Source organism: Salinibacterium sp. G-O1 (assembly GCF_030063305.1).
Lineage (GTDB): Bacteria > Actinomycetota > Actinomycetes > Actinomycetales > Microbacteriaceae > Rhodoglobus.
Genome location: NZ_JASISV010000001.1, coordinates 334,979 through 354,219 on the forward strand (window position 1 = coordinate 334,979; position 19,241 = coordinate 354,219).

The 19,241-nt window shown below is 63.0% G+C and carries 18 protein-coding genes, 1 tRNA gene and 1 pseudogene; 10 read left to right on the top strand and 10 right to left on the bottom strand.

Annotated features, from left to right (window positions below):
• The first annotated feature begins 23 nt into the window (after positions 1-23).
• The 5 genes from QMG83_RS01640 to QMG83_RS01660 all read left to right on the top strand — a co-directional run bounded on the left by QMG83_RS01640 (position 24) and on the right by QMG83_RS01660 (position 4,733).
• The gene (locus QMG83_RS01640) at positions 24-644 is read left to right on the top strand and encodes a hypothetical protein (protein ID WP_283503625.1); all 621 of its coding nucleotides are present in this window, start codon (positions 24-26) and stop codon (positions 642-644) included.
• The gene (locus QMG83_RS01645; protein WP_283503626.1) at positions 644-1,033 is read left to right on the top strand and encodes an SseB family protein; all 390 of its coding nucleotides are present in this window, start codon (positions 644-646) and stop codon (positions 1,031-1,033) included. The genes QMG83_RS01640 and QMG83_RS01645 overlap by 1 nt, the downstream gene beginning before the upstream one ends.
• Positions 1,034-1,067: 34 nt before the next feature.
• A complete protein-coding gene (locus QMG83_RS01650) occupies positions 1,068-2,549 on the top strand; it encodes an MFS transporter (RefSeq protein WP_283503627.1) in 1,482 nt (493 codons plus the stop codon).
• A gap of 28 nt (positions 2,550-2,577) precedes the next feature.
• The gene (locus QMG83_RS01655) at positions 2,578-3,468 is read left to right on the top strand and encodes an aminotransferase class IV (protein WP_283503628.1); all 891 of its coding nucleotides are present in this window, start codon (positions 2,578-2,580) and stop codon (positions 3,466-3,468) included.
• 104 nt (positions 3,469-3,572) lie between these two features.
• The gene (locus tag QMG83_RS01660; protein ID WP_283503629.1) at positions 3,573-4,733 is read left to right on the top strand and encodes a DUF2510 domain-containing protein; all 1,161 of its coding nucleotides are present in this window, start codon (positions 3,573-3,575) and stop codon (positions 4,731-4,733) included.
• A 9-nt stretch (positions 4,734-4,742) separates the two neighbouring features.
• Here QMG83_RS01660 and radA read toward each other — a convergent pair whose 3' ends face one another.
• Positions 4,743-6,089, bottom strand: a complete 1,347-nt coding sequence (gene radA, locus QMG83_RS01665) for a DNA repair protein RadA (RefSeq protein ID WP_283503630.1) — start codon at positions 6,087-6,089, stop codon at positions 4,743-4,745.
• A 64-nt stretch (positions 6,090-6,153) separates the two neighbouring features.
• Between radA and QMG83_RS01670 the strand changes: the two genes are divergently transcribed.
• Positions 6,154-6,618, top strand: a complete 465-nt coding sequence (locus QMG83_RS01670) for a hypothetical protein (protein WP_283503631.1) — start codon at positions 6,154-6,156, stop codon at positions 6,616-6,618.
• Positions 6,615-6,890 carry a hypothetical protein gene (locus tag QMG83_RS01675; RefSeq protein WP_283503632.1) on the top strand — a complete coding sequence of 92 codons (276 nt, stop codon included), beginning with the start codon at positions 6,615-6,617 and terminating at the stop codon, positions 6,888-6,890. Before QMG83_RS01670 ends, QMG83_RS01675 begins: the two co-directional genes overlap by 4 nt.
• Here QMG83_RS01675 and QMG83_RS01680 read toward each other — a convergent pair.
• Positions 6,835-7,617 (bottom strand): SGNH/GDSL hydrolase family protein, encoded by a 783-nt coding sequence (locus QMG83_RS01680; protein ID WP_283503633.1) that lies wholly within the window; start codon positions 7,615-7,617, stop codon positions 6,835-6,837. The genes QMG83_RS01675 and QMG83_RS01680 overlap by 56 nt on opposite strands.
• Positions 7,618-7,660: 43 nt before the next feature.
• Between QMG83_RS01680 and QMG83_RS01685 the strand changes: the two genes are divergently transcribed.
• A tRNA-Ser gene (locus tag QMG83_RS01685) sits at positions 7,661-7,750 on the top strand.
• A gap of 402 nt (positions 7,751-8,152) precedes the next feature.
• On the opposite strand, the gene QMG83_RS01690 is transcribed toward QMG83_RS01685, so the two are convergent.
• Entirely contained in the window at positions 8,153-9,187 is a 1,035-nt protein-coding gene (locus tag QMG83_RS01690) for a DUF6414 family protein (protein WP_283503634.1), read from the bottom strand.
• Positions 9,188-10,311: 1,124 nt separating this feature from the next.
• Between QMG83_RS01690 and QMG83_RS01695 the strand changes: the two genes are divergently transcribed.
• Positions 10,312-10,992, top strand: a complete 681-nt coding sequence (locus QMG83_RS01695) for a hypothetical protein (protein WP_283503635.1) — start codon at positions 10,312-10,314, stop codon at positions 10,990-10,992.
• 651 nt (positions 10,993-11,643) lie between these two features.
• The gene (locus QMG83_RS01700) at positions 11,644-12,825 is read left to right on the top strand and encodes a type II toxin-antitoxin system death-on-curing family toxin (RefSeq protein ID WP_283503636.1); all 1,182 of its coding nucleotides are present in this window, start codon (positions 11,644-11,646) and stop codon (positions 12,823-12,825) included.
• A gap of 702 nt (positions 12,826-13,527) precedes the next feature.
• On the opposite strand, the pseudogene QMG83_RS01705 reads toward QMG83_RS01700, so the two are convergent.
• From QMG83_RS01705 to QMG83_RS01735, 7 genes and pseudogenes are all read right to left on the bottom strand, one after another.
• Positions 13,528-13,746 (bottom strand): annotated as a pseudogene (locus QMG83_RS01705) (thymidine kinase); the annotation flags it as partial.
• A gap of 77 nt (positions 13,747-13,823) precedes the next feature.
• Positions 13,824-14,381, bottom strand: a complete 558-nt coding sequence (locus QMG83_RS01710; protein WP_283503637.1) for a Gmad2 immunoglobulin-like domain-containing protein — start codon at positions 14,379-14,381, stop codon at positions 13,824-13,826.
• A gap of 22 nt (positions 14,382-14,403) precedes the next feature.
• On the bottom strand, positions 14,404-14,547 hold the full coding sequence (locus QMG83_RS01715) for a hypothetical protein (protein ID WP_283503638.1): 144 nt from the start codon (positions 14,545-14,547) through the stop codon (positions 14,404-14,406).
• A gap of 165 nt (positions 14,548-14,712) precedes the next feature.
• Positions 14,713-15,795, bottom strand: coding sequence for a peptidase C39 family protein (locus tag QMG83_RS01720; RefSeq protein WP_283503639.1), 1,083 nt, complete (start codon positions 15,793-15,795; stop codon positions 14,713-14,715).
• 41 nt (positions 15,796-15,836) lie between these two features.
• A complete protein-coding gene (locus QMG83_RS01725) occupies positions 15,837-17,399 on the bottom strand; it encodes an ATP-binding cassette domain-containing protein (RefSeq protein WP_283503640.1) in 1,563 nt (520 codons plus the stop codon).
• Positions 17,396-18,253 (bottom strand): ABC transporter permease, encoded by an 858-nt coding sequence (locus QMG83_RS01730; protein WP_283503641.1) that lies wholly within the window; start codon positions 18,251-18,253, stop codon positions 17,396-17,398. Before QMG83_RS01730 ends, QMG83_RS01725 begins: the two co-directional genes overlap by 4 nt.
• Positions 18,250-19,239 (bottom strand): ABC transporter permease, encoded by a 990-nt coding sequence (locus QMG83_RS01735; RefSeq protein WP_283503642.1) that lies wholly within the window; start codon positions 19,237-19,239, stop codon positions 18,250-18,252. The genes QMG83_RS01730 and QMG83_RS01735 overlap by 4 nt, the downstream gene beginning before the upstream one ends.
• Positions 19,240-19,241 lie beyond the last annotated feature (2 nt).

The window sequence follows — 19,241 nt, forward strand, 5'->3', positions numbered from 1 at the left end:
TCGTACGCGCCTAGCCTGTGTGCATGTCGACGTTTCGAACACCGGTCGGCCCCCAGTCCAGCAAGGTGTACTGGCGTCGCCGGCTCATCGTGGCGCTGGGGCTGGTTGCCGTCATCATCATCGTGTTGCTCATCGTGAACCGTCCTGGCGAGAGCGCGCCTACCCCGGCCGCCACCTCAAGCAGTCCGACGTCACCGACCGCAACGGCCGAAGCCCCGCCGGCGGCCGCTCCGGGTGAGACGGTGGTCTGCGACCCGGCGATGGTTACCGTTGAGGCGACGACCGACGCCGGTGAGTACGACTCGGGGGTCAACCCCGTGCTGTCCTTCAGCCTCAAGAGCCGAATGACCAACCCGTGCACTATCTCGGCGGGCTCGAACCTGCAGGAGTTCGTGATCACCAGCGGCAGCGATCTCATCTGGAATTCGAAAGACTGCCAGGTCGACCCGGTTGAGGCCACCGCGACCCTGCTGCCCGGTGTTCCGCTCGCAGGTTCCTCGCTCACCTGGGATCGCACCCGCTCAACGCCCGACACCTGCGACACCGAGCGGGACCAGGTCGACGCAAGCGGTGCGACCTATCGGCTCGACGTGAAGGTCGGCGACATAAAATCCGGCGACTCGCGCGCCTTCATCCTGAATTAATGACCAGCGAAACACCCAAGCCCGGTTCCGCGCAGCTCGCGGCGGCTCTTGAGGCTCAGGATGTTGCGGCCGTGGCCTTTGCCCTTCGCAATGACCACGTGGTCATGCCGATGCTGCCCGTCGACGGCCCGCCGCAGGTGCGCGTGTTCCGTCGCGGCGATGCCGACCGCTACATGCTGTTGCTGTTCTCGTCGCCGGAGACATACAGGCAGATGGTTCCGGATGAGGACGACCACCGGGTGCTCGCCTACGACGCCGCAGCCCTGCGTGAGTTCCTGACCGAGTACATCGGCGTACTGGAGGCGGTCTGGTTCGACGTCGCCGGCCCTCACGCCATGCAGGCGGCTCCGCAGGATGTGCTCGACGCCCTTCAGCTCGACGCTCCCTGACTGACGCCCGGCGGGGCGAGCGTAAGCTGAGCCCGTGGTGGATGGTGCGGCAACCGACGATTCAGGATCACTCACCGCACGGCAACGCCGAGCGCTCACCACTGTCAGAAGCGACAGGGTCATCATCGCGACGCTGGCCGGCGCTGGACTCGTGGTGTCTTTCATGCAGACGCTCGTCATACCGATCTATCCGCGGCTGCCCGGTTTGCTGGATGCCCAGCCCGCCGACGTCTCGTGGGTGCTGACGGCCACGCTCCTCTCCGCTGTGATCTCGACCCCCATCAGCGGCCGACTCGGCGACATGTTCGGCAAACGACGCATTCTTCTGCTTCTGCTCGCCATCCTCGTCGGCGGCTCGATCATCTGTGCGATTTCGAGCACCCTCATTCCGCTGGTCATCGGCCGCGCGTTTCAGGGAATCGGCATCGGCGTGGTGCCGCTGGGCATCAGCATCCTGCGCGACGTCATCCATCCCCGCAATCTGGGCGGGGCTGTCGCTCTCGTGAGTGCCACCCTGGGCGTCGGCGGTGCGGTGGGTCTGCCTCTCGCCGCCACGATCGCGGAGTTCGCGGACTGGCACTGGTTGTTCGTCCTCGCGACGGCGCTGGGACTGGTCGCCATCGTCGCCGTTGCGATGGTCATCCCGGTCAGCACCCTGCGCACCGGGGGAGCCTTCGACTACCCCGGAGCCGTGGGTCTCGCTATCGGCCTGTTCGGGATCATCATGGCCGTTTCCAAGGGCGCGGAGTGGGGTTGGCTTAGCCCGTTGACGCTCACCCTGCTGCTCGGTGGTGTACTGGTGCTGATCGGCTGGGGCGTGTTCGAGCTGCGGTCGAAAAATCCACTCATCGATCTTCGGGTTGCCTCCAGGCGTGCAGTGCTGCTGACCAACCTCGCCTCGATCGCCGTGGGTTTCGCTTTTTTCGTGGTGAACGCCTCGCTGCCGCTCGTGCTCGAGGCTCCGGTTGCCACCGGTTACGGTCTGGGACTGCCGCTGATTCTCGCCAGCCTGTGCCTGATGCCGCTCGGTCTCGTGATGTTCTTCATGTCACCGGTAGCCGCCCGGCTTTCGGCCGCACGCGGGGCTCGCACGAGCCTCATCCTCGGCTCGGCGATTGTGGCCGCCGGCTTCATCCTCGCGATCTTCTTCCTCGACCAGGTCTGGCACGTCATCCTGGTGTCCACCATTACCGGCATCGGGGTCGGTTTTGCCTACGCCGCCATGCCGACCCTCATCATGCAGTCGGTTCCCCCACACGAAACCGCCGCCGCGAACGGGCTGAACTCGGTGATGCGCACCCTCGGGTCTACCTTCTCGGCGACACTGGTGGGGGTCATTCTGGCAACACACGTGGTGGTCACCGACGGCGGTGAGGTGCCCACGCGCGAAGGGTTTGGCTGGGTTTTTGTGATGGGGGCGACGGTGGTACTGATCGGTTTGATGATTTCGCTTTTCATCCCGCAGCGCGTGCAGCGGTACGACACGTCGAGTATCCCCGTGCAGCGGGAGCCCTGACTCGCCCAAGCCCTGAGAGAATGAACCGGTGCCAGACGAAACGCTTTTCATCCTGAATCGACCATCGACGGATGCCCCGGCGCACGATCCCGACGGAGCCCCGTTTGCGCTCGCCGACGTCGCCCTGCCGCACCTGAGTGTCATGGATCTCGCCGCCACCCGGGGTGACGGGGTGTTCGAAACCCTGAGCGTATTCGGGGGATGCCCGCAGGCCATGGATCACCATCTGGCTCGCTTCGCACGATCCGCGGCCATGCTCGAGTTGCCCGCCCCGGATCTCGACGCCTACCGCGCCGCCATCCTTGCCGCAGCCGCTGAGCTCGATCCCGCCCAGGAAGCCTTCGTCAAGATCGTGCTGTCGCGCGGGGTGGAGGGGTCTGGTGTGCCCACCGGGTGGGCCTACGGGGAACTGTCGCCTGATCACACTGCGGCGCGAACACGCGGAATTTCGGTCGCGGTCCTCGATCGCGGGTATCGTTGCGACGTCTCCGAGACCTCGCCGTGGTTGCTCGCGGGTGCCAAGACTTTGAGCTACGCGATCAATAAGGCGTCGATGCGTGAGGCAGCGCGTCGCGGCGCCGACGACGTCGTCTACCTCTCGAGTGACGGCATCCTGCTCGAAGGGCCGACCTCGACACTCATCTTCAAACGTGGCAACAGGCTGATCACCCCAGACCCGGCCCTGGGGATTCTCGACGGCACGACGCAGGCGAACCTGTTCCGTTTTGCGGAGCGCCAGGGCATGACGACGACGTTCGGGAGATCACCGCTCGAAGCGCTGCGGAAGGCGGATGCCGCGTGGCTGGTTTCCAGCGTCAGGCTCGTGGCACCCATCCGCGAACTCGATGGCGAGACCTTTCCCGTCGATTCAGAACTCACCGCCGCTATGAACGGGTATCTGTTGGATTTACGCGAATAGTGTGCCAGCGAGCGCCTGTTTTGGGGGGATTGTCCCCCGTTCTGGGCGTGCAATGAGGGTAGAACAGGGTTTCTATCATGTTGCCGCCCCGTTATTCTGGACTGGTGGACGACAACTTCGGTGTGGCGGCTGGTTGGTATCCCGATCCGCTCGGACTCCCCCAACTTCGTTGGTGGGACTCGGTCTCGTGGACGGAGCACACCTCCGAGGCTCGCGCACCGATCGTGCTTCATCCCACCACCATTCTCGGATTTGCCGACGATGACAGCGACGACGAACGTACCCCGGATTTCGAGGGTGACGATTTTCCCTCCCGCCGCGAGCAACGTGCGCGCGAGCGCCGTGAAAATGGCGACCTGCTCCAGGCGTCTGCCGAGCAGCAGACCCCAGCGAGTTCGGAATCCGCTGAGGACGTCGAGATCGATCTCGGGCTTCATGTCGACGACGACCGCAACGAGCTGAGCGCCCGACCTCTGCTCGCGATGACCCTGCGGGAGCTCGAACCGCCGCTCACCGAGACGGTCGACGACGGAACACCGGGCCCGCGCCGCGCGAGCACTCATGCCAACGCCCTCCCGGCGACGCCCCTTCTCTCCGCCATGGCTGAAACGCCGGAAGCCGACGAGGAGGCCCCGGTTCGCGCGATCAAGAAGGTGCGCACCTACACCGTGGCGGTGTGGGCCATCGCACTGATGCCGTTCTTCCAGGTGGTGGCCTGCATTGTTCTCGTCACCGTGCTCGGGCTGGGAAGCAACTGGCCGCTCGTCATCGCCACCATCGCGCTTCCCTACTTCGTCGTGCTGGGCCTCGCCTCGTACGATCGCCTGGTGTTGCAGGTTCGTGGCCACGTGAAGCCAGCCAACGGATTTTGGGCGCTCCTGACCCCACTCGGCTACCTCATCGTCCGATCGGTCCGCACCTATCGCCAGACGGGGAAGGGGTTCGCTCCGCTCGTCGTGTTCGCAACAGCGAGTCTCTCGGTAGTGGCCGGCATCCTCGTGGTTCCTGGCATCCTTCTCGCGGCCCTGCCGGGGCCGTTTGCTGACGAAGCGGCCGCATCGGCACGCGCCACCGCGATGTCTCTTGGCGGCGACATCACCCTCGCCTGCCCGTCGCCGCCGTTGCTCGTTGGTGACACGTTCACCTGCGTCGCGTCGAAGCCGAGTGGCGAGACCGACTCCGTCTCCATTGCCCTTGAGCGCGAGAACGGCTGGATCGTCTGGCGTGTGCAGGACTGGGGCTCCTGGGTTCTGACGGCAGACTAGCCGTCCCGGCTAGAAGTCCGGGACGTCGACGCGCTCGGCCGTTGAGCTCGCGAACGCGAGACGCATCGCCTCACGGAGATGCATCGCCTCCGAGTCGATGACGGTGGAGAAGCCCAGCCGCCGCGCCTCGGCCACCCGCTGCTTCGCATGGGATGCCGGCCTGATCTCGCCCGCGAGACTGATCTCACCGATCACGGCCTGTGTCACCGGGAACGCCTTGTCTCGATATGCGCTCGCGATGGCCAGCGCGATGGCCAGGTCGGCGCCCGGCTCTGTCACGCGGATGCCGCCGACCGTTGACACGTATACGTCGAAGCTCGACAACGGCAAACCGGCGCGACGCTCAAGCACTGCGAGCAGCATCGCCACCCTCGACGAATCCACCCCGTTGACGACTCTGCGCGGCTGGGGTGCCTGCGTCTTGACGATGAGCGCCTGCACCTCCACGGGCAGCGCGCGCCTGCCTTCGACCGCGATCGTGACGCAGGTTCCGCTGGTGGGCGTGCGAGCCCTGGACAGGAACAGACCGCTCGGGTCAGCAACCTCGGCGATGCCGTCGCCGGTCATCTCGAAGCAGCCCACCTCGTCCGTCGGGCCGAACCGGTTCTTGTGAGCGCGCACGAAACGCAGGCTGGACTGGCGGTCACCCTCGAACTGCAACACGACGTCGACGAGATGCTCGAGCAGCCGCGGACCTGCGATGGAGCCGTCTTTGGTCACGTGGCCGACGAGCAACACCGGCAGGTTGCGGTCTTTGCTGACCCGAATGAGAGTGGATGCCACCTCGCGCACCTGCGACGGACCGCCAGCGAGCCCGTCGGTCAGCCCCGAGGCTACGGTCTGGACGCTGTCGACGATGACCAGCTGGGGCTGCACCTGGTCAATCTGGCCGAGGATCGTGGCGAGATCTGTTTCTGCCGCCAGAAAGAGCGACGGCTGCAGCGCGCCGGTGCGCTCGGCCCGAAGCCGAACCTGGCTGACCGACTCTTCGGCGCTGACGTAGAGCACGCGCTGCCCGGAGGCCGCCGCCCGCGATGCCACCTCCAGAAGCAGTGTGGACTTGCCGACACCGGGCTCGCCGCTGAGCAGGATGGCCGCGCCCGGTACGACGCCGCCGCCGAGCACCCTGTCGAACTCCGCGATACCGCTGGGCCAGTGGGCGACGGACTCCGCGCCGATGTCGGTGATGGAGCGCGCGGCCCGCGACTCGGGGATGCTGACGGCATTGACCCGCGCGGCGGGCTGCGTGGAATCCTGCACCGTGCCCCACTGCTGGCACTCGCCGCAGCGACCCACCCATTTGATGCTCTGCCAGCCACACTCGGTGCATCGGAAGTTGGTGGTGACTCTGGCCATGCTGCAACCCTAGATCGGGCGGACGACACTGGAGGGGCGGCATGCCCGCGGATAGGGTGACAGTGTGAGCGATACCCGAGATTTCGACCCGCGGTTCGACCCGGCGTTCCAACGTGGATATGTGGAGGGCGCCTCGACTGCACCGAATCGGGTGCAGCGTCCTCCGGCGGTCGGCCTGCCACCGGAGCCGCTGGCGGCGGCCGCTCCGCCCGCACCGGATGCGCGCTCGGCAGCGGTGGGCGAGCTCCAGGCGCATCCTGAATCGCCCGCCGTGTCACTGGTAGGAAACCCGTGGATCAGGGTGCTGTGGATCATCGCACCGGTGTTCATCATCGGCGGCCTGGCGGGGCAGGCATGGGCGCAGTCGCGGATGTTCGGAGGCTTCAGCAGCAACGGGCCTGACGTCGTCACGAGCTACATCGTTCCCGCGGTCGCCCAGTCGATCTGCCCCTGGATGGTGCTAATCGGACTCGCCGCACTGGTCGGCGTCGTCTTCCTGCACGCCGTGCGTTGGCGCGCAGCGGAGTGACTCGCGTGCCCCTGGCGCTTCTCGGCGCCGGCATCGCGGTCGCACTGCTTGGAATCGCGGTGCTGGCGTTTACGATCGCCGAGTACGTCGGGAATCCTCTGGCAGTCAGCAGCACTTCGGGTCGGAGCGTATTCACAGACGGGGATGGCGGCTTCGTCTCGTATGACTACTTCCAACCCGGGCCGGGGGTGTCGCTCATCACGACGGGCGGCGTTCTCACCTTCGCGTCGCTGTTTCTGTTGGCGATGTTGTGGCGTCCGCGTCGCCGCTAGCTTGTAGCGCTGCCAGCCGCCGCGCCACGGCCGGCTCGAACGCCGCCGCCCAGATGCGGTAGCCGCGGTCGTTGGGGTGGAACAGGTCGCCCGCGAACTGGGTGGTGATGCCCCACAGTCCCTGGCGGTCGGTCAGCCGGTGCAGGTTCACGACGGTGAGTTCGCGCTCGGCGGCGGCCGCCCGGATCAACCTATTCGCGATGCGAGCCTTCTTCTGCCCTGACGTGAAGTAGAAGCTGGGCAGGTCGGCCACAATCGCGTGCGAGGGCACCGCGTCGAGGATCACGGCGATCTCGCGCTCGAACCTGCGCTCGTCGAAGTTCGCGACGTCGTTGGCGCCGATGCACACCGTCACGATGTCTGGGTCGAGTTTCGCCAGCCTCGGCAGCTCCGACTCGATGGCAAGCCCCAACGTCGCGCCCGAGATGCCCAGGTTCGCCACGCGCAGCGTGCGATCGGTGCGACTTCGGATGCTCCGTGCCAGAAAACCGACATAGCTGTGGTCTGGCCGGCTCGCGCCAATGCCCTGCGCGGCCGAATCGCCGATCGCCACATAGAGCAGGTCACCGGCCTCTTTATTGCGCTCGCGCCAGAATTTCGAGTTCACCGGAATGTTGTCAGCCAGGCGGATGCGCCACACGTCCTGGCGGCGTTTCAGCCAGCGCGCCCAGGCCAAGATCGCGCCTCCGGCACCCGTAACAATCGCTGCGCTGATCACTAACTTCACTCTGTGAGCGTACGTGCCCTGAGCGTGTACTAAACTCTTCCCCGGAACCGTGTCCGAGCGGCCGAAGGTGCAACTCTCGAAAAGTTGTGTGGGTGAAAGTCCACCGTGGGTTCAAATCCCACCGGTTCCGCCAATAGGCTGTTCTCGATTCTTAGCGTTTACGTTCTCGAATCTCAGCCAAAGGAGAAAGGGCCACCAGAATCTGGTGGCCCTTTCGTTGGTCTGAGCGGGATTTTCGACAGGATCCGCGCAAGTACCTATTGGTGAGCAGCCCGTATCCGCGCGGAAGTTCTGAAGTCGCGTTTCTGGCGCGACTGCTAGTGCTTCGAAAAGGAAAGCGCAGCTAGCTGAGGCATGCCTGGCCTGCCGAGTCCAAGCCGCACTGTGGATCCTTGCACCGCAGTGTGATCGCCTCTACGCGTCCCCCTTTATGCGGGCGACCTTCGTGCTCAAGTAACGGTCGCACTGATTTCCAGTAGCCGAAACTTGTCCCATGGCCTGTATGAACAACCGCGAATCGCGCTTCATCCGGAACTTAGACAAAAATTGCGATGGGCACCACTCGGATAGAAGTACCTGCCACTCGGGATGCGAGCTTTAGGTCAAGGAGGTTGTCAATTTTGAGGCCCCCAACGGTAGTGCTTGTTTGCCCTTGAATCATCCCTGTGACCTGGTTGATCACAGTATCCACTCCATCAGGAGAAAGGTTTCTGAGGAGTTTGTTTCGCTGGAGAACCGGTACATTCTCCTCTGGAGAGGACGTCACTTTTCCGAGGACGGTGAAGACTCCGTCCAAAATACGATCCTCGTCATCTACTACGAAATGTGCGTTGTCACAGATAGTTATTGCAGTGAGCGATCGATCCCCGGACACTATATTGCCGTAATATTCCCGCGTTTTGTCTTGCCGAAAATCAGCTTGCAGGGCCTTGACTACGTCCCTCGCGAGTCCCGCATTCACCTCTGCTCGCTCATTCATGGTTACCGCCGCCCTCTTGACCAGCTCGATACTGTCATAGCCCTCAAAGAGCGCAGTCTCCTTCTTTACATGGAGCCATCGCGTGATCTGACCCACCAAATCCGGGGTCATCACGTCCATGATGGTGGTCAACTCGGAGGGAGCGAACGTAGCTTGGTACTCGACGAAATCGCCACTCTGAAGATGCTCTGCGTCATCGATCGAGTCAACGCGCTTCAAGAGAGAGCGAGCTTGGAGCTCTTTGCGAACGATATTCAGGTAATAGGCCTGCGAATAGACAAATGACTGTGTTGACCTAGTGCCGGTAGCCACAATTTGCCCGGTGGACCCAGCGCCGGATACATCGCCCTTCAGTCCGGCATTTCCGAGCAGGGGGACTTTGACGTTCGCTTGTGTGGCAATCGAGACGCCGCCTTCAACGTTTATCGAATTCGTCGTATCGCCGACGTTTTCTTGTATCGATTCGGTGATCAACGGGGCGTTAAATAGTTGTTGCACCAGCCCTGCGACATGGTCAGGATTTTGGTAGATCGAAACCACCGGAACAGATCCGCGGCTTACGACGTGAATTTCCTCAGGAATATGGCTCACCACTCAATCGTTTTGTGGAAGATGCGATGCGTCCCACAACTAATAAGTTCCAGCCTCTGACGAAGGCACGGCAGGTCCACCTAACAATACTGCCGCCTATGAGCGCATCGATAGATTCACGTCACACCTGAGGCTTGGGCTGAAGCCGCGACCGTCGCTCGCTTGACTGACTCGCACTTGAATCCTCCCCATCAGGAAGTCAGTCTGTCGACAAGACACATCCGAATCAGTTTTGACTAGTGATGGTGGGAACGCTCTTTCGGATGTGTCCAGGGAAACACTGACGCTGAGGTCGATCTGGGGTGATAACTCGACACGAATTCGAAGAATCACGATCGATACCCCGTGCAACAATGAACCTAAGGCAACGGGCTCCAACGTTGCCCCGCTAAACCAAAAGAAAAAGGCCCGCCTGCAAGCGGGCCTTCTGTAAAGCGGTTGAGCTTCCGTTGAAGAAGCTCTGGGTGCTATTTCACCCGGTACAACTACTGGAAAGAATACGCGCGTGAGGTTGCAATTGCAATCCCACGCACCTGGAGTAAACCTTCGACGGACGAGAGTCCCGAGAAGGGGGCGTAAAGGTGAAGAGGAATCCTTCTAACCGCGAGCGCCTCACAGCCATTCTCAAACTTGTGGGAGGCGCAGTCGTAAAGGCTGGCCTTCTCAAGCTTGTGTCGTGGCTGTGGGACGGGCTGCAGCCCTGATTGACGAGAGCCGGATTCATTTGCTTCGTAGGTGAGTCCGGCTCTCTAGGGCCGAGGCGGATGAGGTGTGACAGCGAACCACTCGAATCTGTCGACGCTATGTCGAGCGTCGCAGCACCTTCGCTCTTGGTCGGCAGGCCCCGACACGGATGTCGATGCAATTGTCGAGTCTTCGACGCCTTGTCAACGCAAAAGACGCTGAGGGTTACAACGAGCCAAAATCGAACAGGGCGTGAGCGCTGCATGTCGGAGTTGACCTGTAAGTTCATCGGGAATGCCAATCGCGCTTAGATCCACCGGTCAGATCGAGCTTCTCGATCCTCGGTCGCGAGGTGTGGGTGCGGGCATCAGGTCCATGACCTGTGCGCGGCACAACCGAGACCGATAAAAATGAGCAAGGCTCTCTCTTAGAATTCCGATATGAATCGTCAGAACCGCGGGCTCATCATCGGCGTTGAATTAGCCCCCTTGATCGCCGCGATGGTTGCTGGCGGCGTAATCACACCTACCCTCGTTGGCGACGTTATCTGGCTCCCCCTGGCGATTCTCCTGACCGCGGTCGTCGTGTTGTTGATATTTCTCGCGTGGCCAGGGTTCCTTTTTCTCTACCGTTCCCCACCACCGACGCCGATAGCTCAGCGAAGCGCATTATTCGGCCCACTCCACTGGTTTTTCAGGGCGGTGTGGGCGGCAGCGGTTTTCGGCATCTCGATCGTTCTGGGCACATTCGCTGGAACCGTCGCGACCGAGGCTAGCGCTCAAGTCGTCGACGAGTCGAAGCGCTTCCAAGCTATCTGGGACACTCTGGCTGCCGTTGCGCTTGCACCTGTCATAGGCGGTGTCGCGGCCGTAACCTTTGTGATTCTCGGGCTACGGTGGCGAAACGATCTAAGAGCGATCGCAACTGCACCTGCTGTGGCATCGATGGCAGGGCAGTACCGAGAACGACTGGGCCTCAGAACTCTGACTGACGCGGAGCGCTTTCAATTCGACAGGCGCGTTCGATCCTGGATATTCGGTGTCAGCCCGGGGGCAATCGTCGGACTAACGCTGCTTTCGCTTGTCTGCGTTATCGGGTCGTTCACCCACACGTTCTCCTAGAATCACCGTGAGAGTGTCCAGGTAGAACAGTCTGCGCGTCGCTGGGCATTCCGAAACAGACCTTGCTCCGTAGTCTTCTGGCCAGGCGGCATTTAGCAGTCGACAATTGATGGCGGGACAGCCAGCGGCGCATGATGTAATGGCGAGTATCCGACGGGCTTGGGGAGATGCGCGCGACGATTCTGGGCACATGTCAGGGTGTCGAGACGGGGCGCGATGTCCATGTCGCTGCGTACAGGTCTGCTGCACATGATGCACGTGGCAGCGATGCTCAGGTCTGCTGTGTTGCGATTGATCGATGAACCGGGCTCCTCTGGGCTGTTGAACGCGAACGAGACCAGACCCGAATTTTGACGTCGCTGCATTTCGTATGATCTGTGCGCGGCAGAGGGACTCGGTTGGGATGCGCGACGAGAATCGAGTGGTGGATTCAGCGGATATTCAGAGTGCGCTCTGGGTCGCACACGGTCGCCTAAACGAGCCAACCACTAGGGTCAGGTAGAGCCGGACGCTCATCGCCGCTTTGGAAAGTAGCAGCAACAGAATTGTCACGATACGAAATACACGCATGGTTCGCCTCTAGTCCTTTCTGTATCCGTAAGCGACTTAAAGCGGCGTTTGATGGCTAGGCGCAGTTGGACGGTCAGCGGCTTGGCGAACGCGACGGGGTTAGACCTGGACGAGACCCTGTTGGCGCTGTGGGGCGGTGGGATCTACTATCCGGATGCGCCCTCGTCGCGCATTCGTTCAGGCGATGTGAGAGCCGCGGAGGCCGTCACCGGTTTTTTTGGCGATCAACGCAGCCGGTTGAAATATTGGCAAGAGTTGCTCGATCTGTCCCGACCCGAACTGGCTGCATTGCTTCATGAGCTTGGATTCGACCTACATGAGCGGGCTAAAACTCTTCCGAAGGGCGCGATAAAGAAACTCGCCGGACACACGCAAGGACTCGTATCGAGCCCAGTCAAGAGCTCGCGAGAGCCTCAGCCCGCGCTGGTGTTGCCGGTGGCGCCACCATTCCGCTGGTCGTGCATCGGGTCAACCAAGGCAGTTTCGTGGGTGACGGCCGAAGAGGTTCGAATCATCCATCACGAGCTGGAAAAGGACTTCGCCGCTAGCGATGATCCGATCTCGCCCCCTGGCGTGAAATCAGATTCGCTTTTGGAAAGCGCCGTCGCTCGTCAAAATGCGGGATATGGTCACGAAAGAAAATCCACAACCGTGGTGTCAACCGCCGCAGCCTTGCTCCATTCGCTCGTGCAGAATCATGTGTTCTACAACGGCAACAAACGGACCGCGTTGGTCTCGATGCTCGTCATGCTGGACAAGAACGGAATGGTGCTGAGCTCGAACCAAGACGAGCTCTTCCGCTGGATGTTACGAGTGGCTGGACACGATCTGCTGCCTCCCGGCTTCGAATACGACAACCAGGCAGACCGCGAGACGTTCGCTATTAGCGAATGGATCAACAGGCGAAGTCGAGCGATTCGACGAGATGAAAAAGGCGTCACGTGGCTAGCCCTGGCTCGAATACTGAAAAAGTTCAATTGTGAAGTTTCTCGCCGTGGGGAGCGCATGGATATCGCCAGAACCGTAGAGGTGAGACGAAAGTCCTTACTGAAGAGCGTGAAACTTGAAACCCTAAGATCCACTTACGTGAACACCGGAGACGGGCGAGAAGTACCTCGGAAACAACTCAAGAGAATTCGAGAGGAACTGCGGCTGGACGAGGCACATGGAGTGGACGCCGAGGCCTTTTTTGACAGCAACCGTGAGATTGATGATTTCATAGCCGAATATTCGAAGCTGCTCCGTCGACTTGCGCGCGTCTAGTTAGCCTTCTCATTTCCCGCCGAACCTTTCACCAAACGCCCGTGCAGACGGATGAGCGTTCAGCGAGTCCTGACTTGACGCGACGTAGTAGCAGCGGACAATATCGACAATCCGAGACTGGGCGACTGTCCGACGCGAAGGAACATCCCAGTCGAGCTGGACATCTCGAATAGTGAATAGTGATTGTGCGGGATAAGTCGCGACATTCTGTGACGCTTGTCCCGAGAGTCACGGTACGCATCTGGTGAGGAAAATCCGTCGGTCGCCCGATGGGGGCCGGATTCCTTGCGTCGACAGGGACTGGCGTCGGATAGGGCCAACGAGAGGCGTGCCTTCGCAGTCCGGTCGAAACTCGGTAAACCATAAGTAGCCGGTTTTCAACCGAAGGAAGCCGATACATTGCCTCTCACCGGCATTTCTGAAGATGAGAGGATGATGTGCGAATAAGAAGAGGATGGCAGTAGCCGGCCAATGCATTGTGGTCAGCGTTTAGGCGGCTAGATGAGATTCGAGAACCGCCCGCCAGTGTGATGTCTCGGGAAATCGAGAAACGGCTGAACCCTCAGTGATGGGGGTTCAGCCGTTTTTTCGTTGGCTGCCGCCGCTGAGTTTGCGCGAACTGTCGCTATCCGAGCATCCATTGCGACGGTTTGCGCAATGTCGGCGAAGGATGCGGGTGGAAACAAAGCCGCATCGAGGCTGTTATGCGAAGTCGGGATCCGGGGCGCTGCCGTAGCTGAACCCGGCCCTAGGGCGCCAGCCGTTGTTGAGCACGCCGTCGCTCTCGTCGTAGCAGGAACCACACAGTGATTCGTATGCGACATCCACCGCGTCGATCGCGACCTGGTCGCCGTCAAAGAAGTAGCGGTCGCCCACGCGTCTCGCGTTGAGGACGGCTTTGCGTCCGCAACGGCAGATCGATGATGCGGGGGTGCGCGGTCAAGTGCAGCAGGTGGTCTTTTAGTTCGCTGCGCCGCCATTTCTCCCAAAGTTCACCATTACCTGACCTGCACCTGCATCGAGAACTCGTCCTGCGGGCTGCCGTCCTTCGCGCTCGTGGAGTAGGCAACGAGGTCATACAGGCCGATCGGGAGCGCGGACTGAATCGCGAGAATTGCCGTGAAATCTGACTCCTGGTCGCCCCGCTCAGCGTATACATGCTGCGAGACGACAGCGACGCCTGAGGCAGTTCGCAACTCAAGGGTGAATTGCGCCTCGAACACAAACGCCCGACCCGTGACCGCAAGAGTGGAACCGGGTGCGACAGCCGCCCCACAGACCGGAGACGTGATGAAGATGGGCGGACGATCGGCGGTCAGGGTCACCTCCCGTTCGACCAGGTTGATGATCGATCCGTCTTTTGCGCTCAGCTCGTAAGCCCGCAGCGTGATCGCCTCGCCTGCCTCCGGTGGCGGGAAGGCGAGTTCGCTTGCCCACGTGCCCGGCGTTCCTGATCCCGACGTCGCCATGATGTGGCGCACACACAGGGTCTCGTCGCTGGCCCCAATCGCATCGATCGTGAGGGCCGCCTCGAAGGTGTTCGACGTGCCGCTCATCGGGATCGGAATGGAGACGCTCTCAGAGTCCGTCGGTGAGTCGATCGTTATCGCACCGGCGGTCGGCGTGGAGGTCGGTGTGGGCGATGGCGATGCTGTGGGGGACGGCGAACTCGCTGTTGGGGTTGGCGTAGTGGCGGGCGGCAGAACGGGGCCGGGCGCGCATCCGGATAGTGCGATGACCAATCCAGCGATGCCCGCCGCCACGACGAGCCGACTTTGCGCAACCATGAGCGGCGCCTCCCAGCGGTACCCATTTTACGCCCGATTTGGGAGAAAGGCTCCTACCTCATACCGACAAATCCATGCAGCGGGGGCAATCTTCTACCCCCTACGAGCGCGTCACAAAGATGACCCCACGGTAGGCGGGGTCGCCGAAAGCCACCATCTGGTCGAGCACCGCGATCGACACCGGCAGGTCGTGGGAATCGACCCAGGTCTCGCCCTGCTCTGCCGTGATCCACGGGTCGTTTAGCAGCACGGTGTCGCCCTGCACGGCGTGCGCGACAACCCAGTGCGGGGTCGACGCGCCGTGCATCGGCGCCTCCTCGATCAGCAGGATGGCCAACTCGCCGCCAGCAATTCGTTCGACGATCTGCTCGATCGATAGCACCTCGGTGTGCTGCTGGATGCCGCGGCTGGCAGCCTCGGCGCGAGACTGCGCCTGAAGCTGCTCCCGAAACACGCGGTCTTCGCCGCTGTATGACTCCAGCAGAGTCGGCTCCGTCGTGTCGAGGTGAAGCTCAAGACGGATAGGAGCAGCGGAATCGGCGGCCGCATCGTGCACTGCCACGGCCAGACCGAGTGGTTCGCAGGCGGGGAAGTTGGTGGCGGTACGCCAGAACGCGAGTTCGCGCTCGCGGGCATCCTCATCGGCGGTCGAGGCGAACGGGTCGAGGCCCAGATGGGTGAGGGCCGTCATTGCGGCGACGGCACCGCACGTGAACATCGTGGTCTGGCCGTAGTACGTCAGCTGGGGGTGAGGCCAGGCGGTGTGCCACAGCACGAAGCCGCGGAACCCTCGCGTGCCGTCGGCCGACGAGATGGGGTCACGCAGCGCGGTGAAGCCGAGACCGTGGGCGTAGTCGGGCAGTTCGGCATCGAGCGCGAGCTGCCATTTGAGGGCGGCATCGCCACGCTCCACCGAGGCTGCGATCACTTCACCGAGAAGAGCGCGGGCGGCAGCGTCGCCGTCGGCCGAGAGGTCGACGAGCTTCGTGTAGCGCGTGTTGGGTCGAGAGGAGGTGAGGGCGGCGGCGGTGCCGTCGGGGGAGTCGAGCATCCACACCTGGGGGTTGTACGGCCCACGGTCGAGCTGCCAGTGGGCGGCGCGCTCGTCGCCGAGCACGCTCAGCAGTGCGGCAGGAAGCTGCGCGGGGGTGATGCGCTCGACGGTATGAGTGGAGGGTTCCACGGGGATCCTTTCGGCGAACGGTGGTGCTTGTGGCGCCGCGTTCAGTGGGTGGGTGCTTCGTGAATGGATGCAGCGACCAGCGTCTGCGTGTAGGGGTGGGTCGGCGCGTTGAGCACGTCGTGGCAGTCACCGGACTCCACCACTTCGCCGTTGCGCAGCACGTACACCCGGTCGGCAAGCTGGCGGACAACGGCGAGGTCGTGCGAAATGAAGAGGATCGAGAGCCCCAGGTCGACGCGCAGTTTCGCGAGCAGGTCGAGGATCTGTTTCTGCACAGAGACATCGAGAGCCGACACCGATTCGTCGCAGATGAGCAGTTGCGGTTGCACAGCGAGCGCACGCGCAATGGCGACCCGCTGTCGTTGGCCGCCCGAGAGCTCTGCCGGGCGCTTGACCGCGAATTCGACCGGCAGCTCAACCAGGCGCAGAAGCGAATTCAGGTCGGATGCCGGACGCCCCGCCACCCGAAGGGCCAGCTTCAGCGACCGGCCAACACTGATCATCGGATTCAGCGACGAGTACGGATCCTGAAAGACGATCTGCATCTGCTTCGGCGTGCGTGAAGCGCGACCGGGAGCGAGCACGACGCCGTCGAAGACGATCTCTCCGCTGGACTCCCGTTCCAGACCGGCGATGCAGCGCGCGATCGTGGTCTTGCCCGACCCGCTCTCGCCGACGATGCCGACGGTCTCGCCGCGCCCCACCGCCACGCTCACGCCGTGCAGCACCGCTTTGTCGCCGAAGCTCTTCGTGACGTGGGTGGCGACAACGAGGTCGTTCAGCATGCTGGCGTCGGATGCCGCGCGCTCAACGGCAGCGGACCGGTCAGTCAACGACGGGTCGGCTTCGATGAGCGCACGGGTGTACGGGTGGCTCGGCGCCGTGAGCACGGAACTCGTGTCGCCGCGCTCGACGATCTCGCCATGGCGCATGACCAGGACGTGTTCCGCGCGGCCGCGCACCATGCCGAGGTCGTGCGAGATGAGCAGCGCTGCCATGCCGCGGGCCTGCTGCAGGCGGCGGAGCAGGTCGAGGATCTCACCCTGGTTGCTGGCATCCAGCGCCGTGGTGGGCTCATCAGCGATGAGCAGCTCGGGGTCGGTCGCGAGGGCGGCGGCGATGGCCACACGTTGGCGCATCCCACCGGAGAGCTCGTGTGGATACGCGCGCGCAACGTCCGAGGGCAGGTTCACTTCGGCGAGGCGCTGGGTGACGAGGTCTGCGCATTCGCTTCGGCTGAGGCGCCGGTCGCTGGCGGCATCGATGGTCATCGCGATCTGGGTTCCGCAGCGGTGCACGGGGCTCAGGCTCGTGAACGGATCCTGCAGCAGCAGTGAGATGCGGCGCCCACGGGTGGCACGCCAGATCGCATCCGTTGCGGGGAGTTCGATGGTCGCAGTCGTGAGAGCGATCGAGCCTCGGGCGCTGAATCCGGACGGCAGCAACCCGGCGATGGCTTTGGCGGAGAGCGTCTTGCCCGAACCGGATTCGCCGATCAGCGCGAGGGTCTCGCCCCGTCCGATCGCGAAGTCGAAGGGAGCCACAACTACCCCGGCCGGACCCTCGATCGTCAGGCCGGCGACTTCGACATGGGCGTGCGTCATGAGCGTCCCGTTCTGGTCAGGTTTTGGCCAAGCCAGTCGCCCACCAGGTTTGCCGCTGAGGCGACGCCGATGATGAGAAGCGCGGGCACGAGAATGGCGGCGGGATTGTCGATCATGATCGCGCGACCGTCGGTGAGCTGGCGGCCCCAATCGGCGGTTCCCGGGGCAACGCCGACGCCCAGGAACGAGAGCGACGAGAACGCAACCAGAGCGAACGCCACGTTGAGCATCGAGTTGGTGATGATCAGCGACCACACGTTCGGCAGCACCTGCGTGAACATGATGCGGGCTTTGGAGAGGGACAGCATTTGGGCTGCCTCCACGAACGGTCGGGCGGCCTGCTCCATGACCCCGGCCCGCACGATCCGAATGTCCGAGGGCGAGAACAGCAGGATCAGCAGCAGCACGGTCATCCAATAACCAGCACCGAAGATGCCGGCGACGACGATGGCAGCAAGCAGCAGGGGCAGCGAGAACAGCAGGTCGGTCCAGCGGCCGATGATGAAGTCGACCGGGCCGCGGAGGTAGCCAGAAACCGTCCCGAGCAGGATGCCGAGAAGCATCGACCCGAGGGCAACACATACCGGTCCGACGAGAGCGGAGGCGGCTCCCGCGATCGTCAGCGCGAGCACGTCACGGCCGAGTTCGTCGGTTCCGAGAAGGTGACCGGGGCTGCCGGGGGGCAGCAGCGAATCGAGGATCGACTGCGCTGTGGCATCCGGAGCAATCAGGTTGCCGAAAATGGCCAGCACCGTGACGATCGCAAGGAGGGCGATCGAGGCCCACACGACGATCGGATGCCGGCGGCGCGACCGCGGGAGTTTCGCCAGGACGATGGCCTCGGTGCTGGTCACTGTGAACCCTCCCTGGCGCGGATGCGGGGGTCGAGGAAGATGTATGCGAGGTCGGCGAGGAGGGCGATCGTCGCGATCGTCACCGCGACCAGCAGCGTGAGTGCCTGGACGACGGCGATGTCTTTGAACAGCACGGAGCCCTGCAGCAGGGTGCCAAGACCCGGCAGGGCGAAGGTGGTCTCGGCCAACACGGTGCCGCCGACGAGGAACGTCAGCACGAGGCTGGCACCGGTGACGATCGGGATGGCGGCGTTGCGCAGGGCGATCAGGTGCACCTGGCGGTCGGGGAGGCCCCGGGCGCGACCGAACGTCACATAGTCCGATTCGAGTTCACGCAGCATCGCGGTGCGGGTCAGCTTCAGGATGATCGCGCCGAGGCCCAGCGCCAGGGTGATGGCGGGCAGTACGAGGTGCCAGAGGGTGTCGAGTCCACCGTCGCCGGCCCCATAGACGGGGAAAATCGGCACGTAGAACGCAAACACGTAGAGAAGGAGAAGGCCGACGGCGAAGGTCGGCGCGCTGAGGCCGACAATGCCGAAGCCTGTCGCGAAGCGGTCGATCCAGCTTCCCGAGCGCACCGCACTCATGACGCCGAGGGGGATGGCGACGACGAGGGCGATCAGGAAGGAGAGGCCGCTGAGCGCGGCGGTGATGCCGAGGCGGGCTCCGATCACGTTGGCGACCGAATCCTGAAGACGGATGGACTGGCCGAAGTCGCCGGTGAGGGTGTTGCCGAGCCAGATCAGGTACTGCATGTAGAGCGGCTGATCGAGGTGGTACTGCGCGCGGATCGCGGCGACGGCATCCGGTGATGACGGCCGGTTGCCGAGGAGGTTCTTGACGATGTCGCCGGGAGCGAGGTGCAGCATCGAGAACACGATGATGGAGAGCACCAGGAGGATGCCGATGGTGCCGAGCACGCGCACCACAAGCATGCGGCCCAGGGGCCGAGCTCGTGATGCGCGTGCAATCGGGGAAGTGGTCACTG

Coding starts and splice junctions, on each gene's coding strand:
- QMG83_RS01710 (WP_283503637.1), bottom strand. CDS start 14,381: ATGAGCGGCACGTCGAACACCTTCGAGGCGGCCCTCACGATCGATGCG.
- QMG83_RS01715 (WP_283503638.1), bottom strand. CDS start 14,547: ATGCGCGCCCGGCCCCGTTCTGCCGCCCGCCACTACGCCAACCCCAAC.
- QMG83_RS01725 (WP_283503640.1), bottom strand. CDS start 17,399: ATGACGCACGCCCATGTCGAAGTCGCCGGCCTGACGATCGAGGGTCCG.
- QMG83_RS01640 (WP_283503625.1), top strand. CDS start 24: ATGTCGACGTTTCGAACACCGGTCGGCCCCCAGTCCAGCAAGGTGTAC.
- radA (WP_283503630.1), bottom strand. CDS start 6,089: ATGGCCAGAGTCACCACCAACTTCCGATGCACCGAGTGTGGCTGGCAG.
- QMG83_RS01645 (WP_283503626.1), top strand. CDS start 644: ATGACCAGCGAAACACCCAAGCCCGGTTCCGCGCAGCTCGCGGCGGCT.
- QMG83_RS01695 (WP_283503635.1), top strand. CDS start 10,312: ATGAATCGTCAGAACCGCGGGCTCATCATCGGCGTTGAATTAGCCCCC.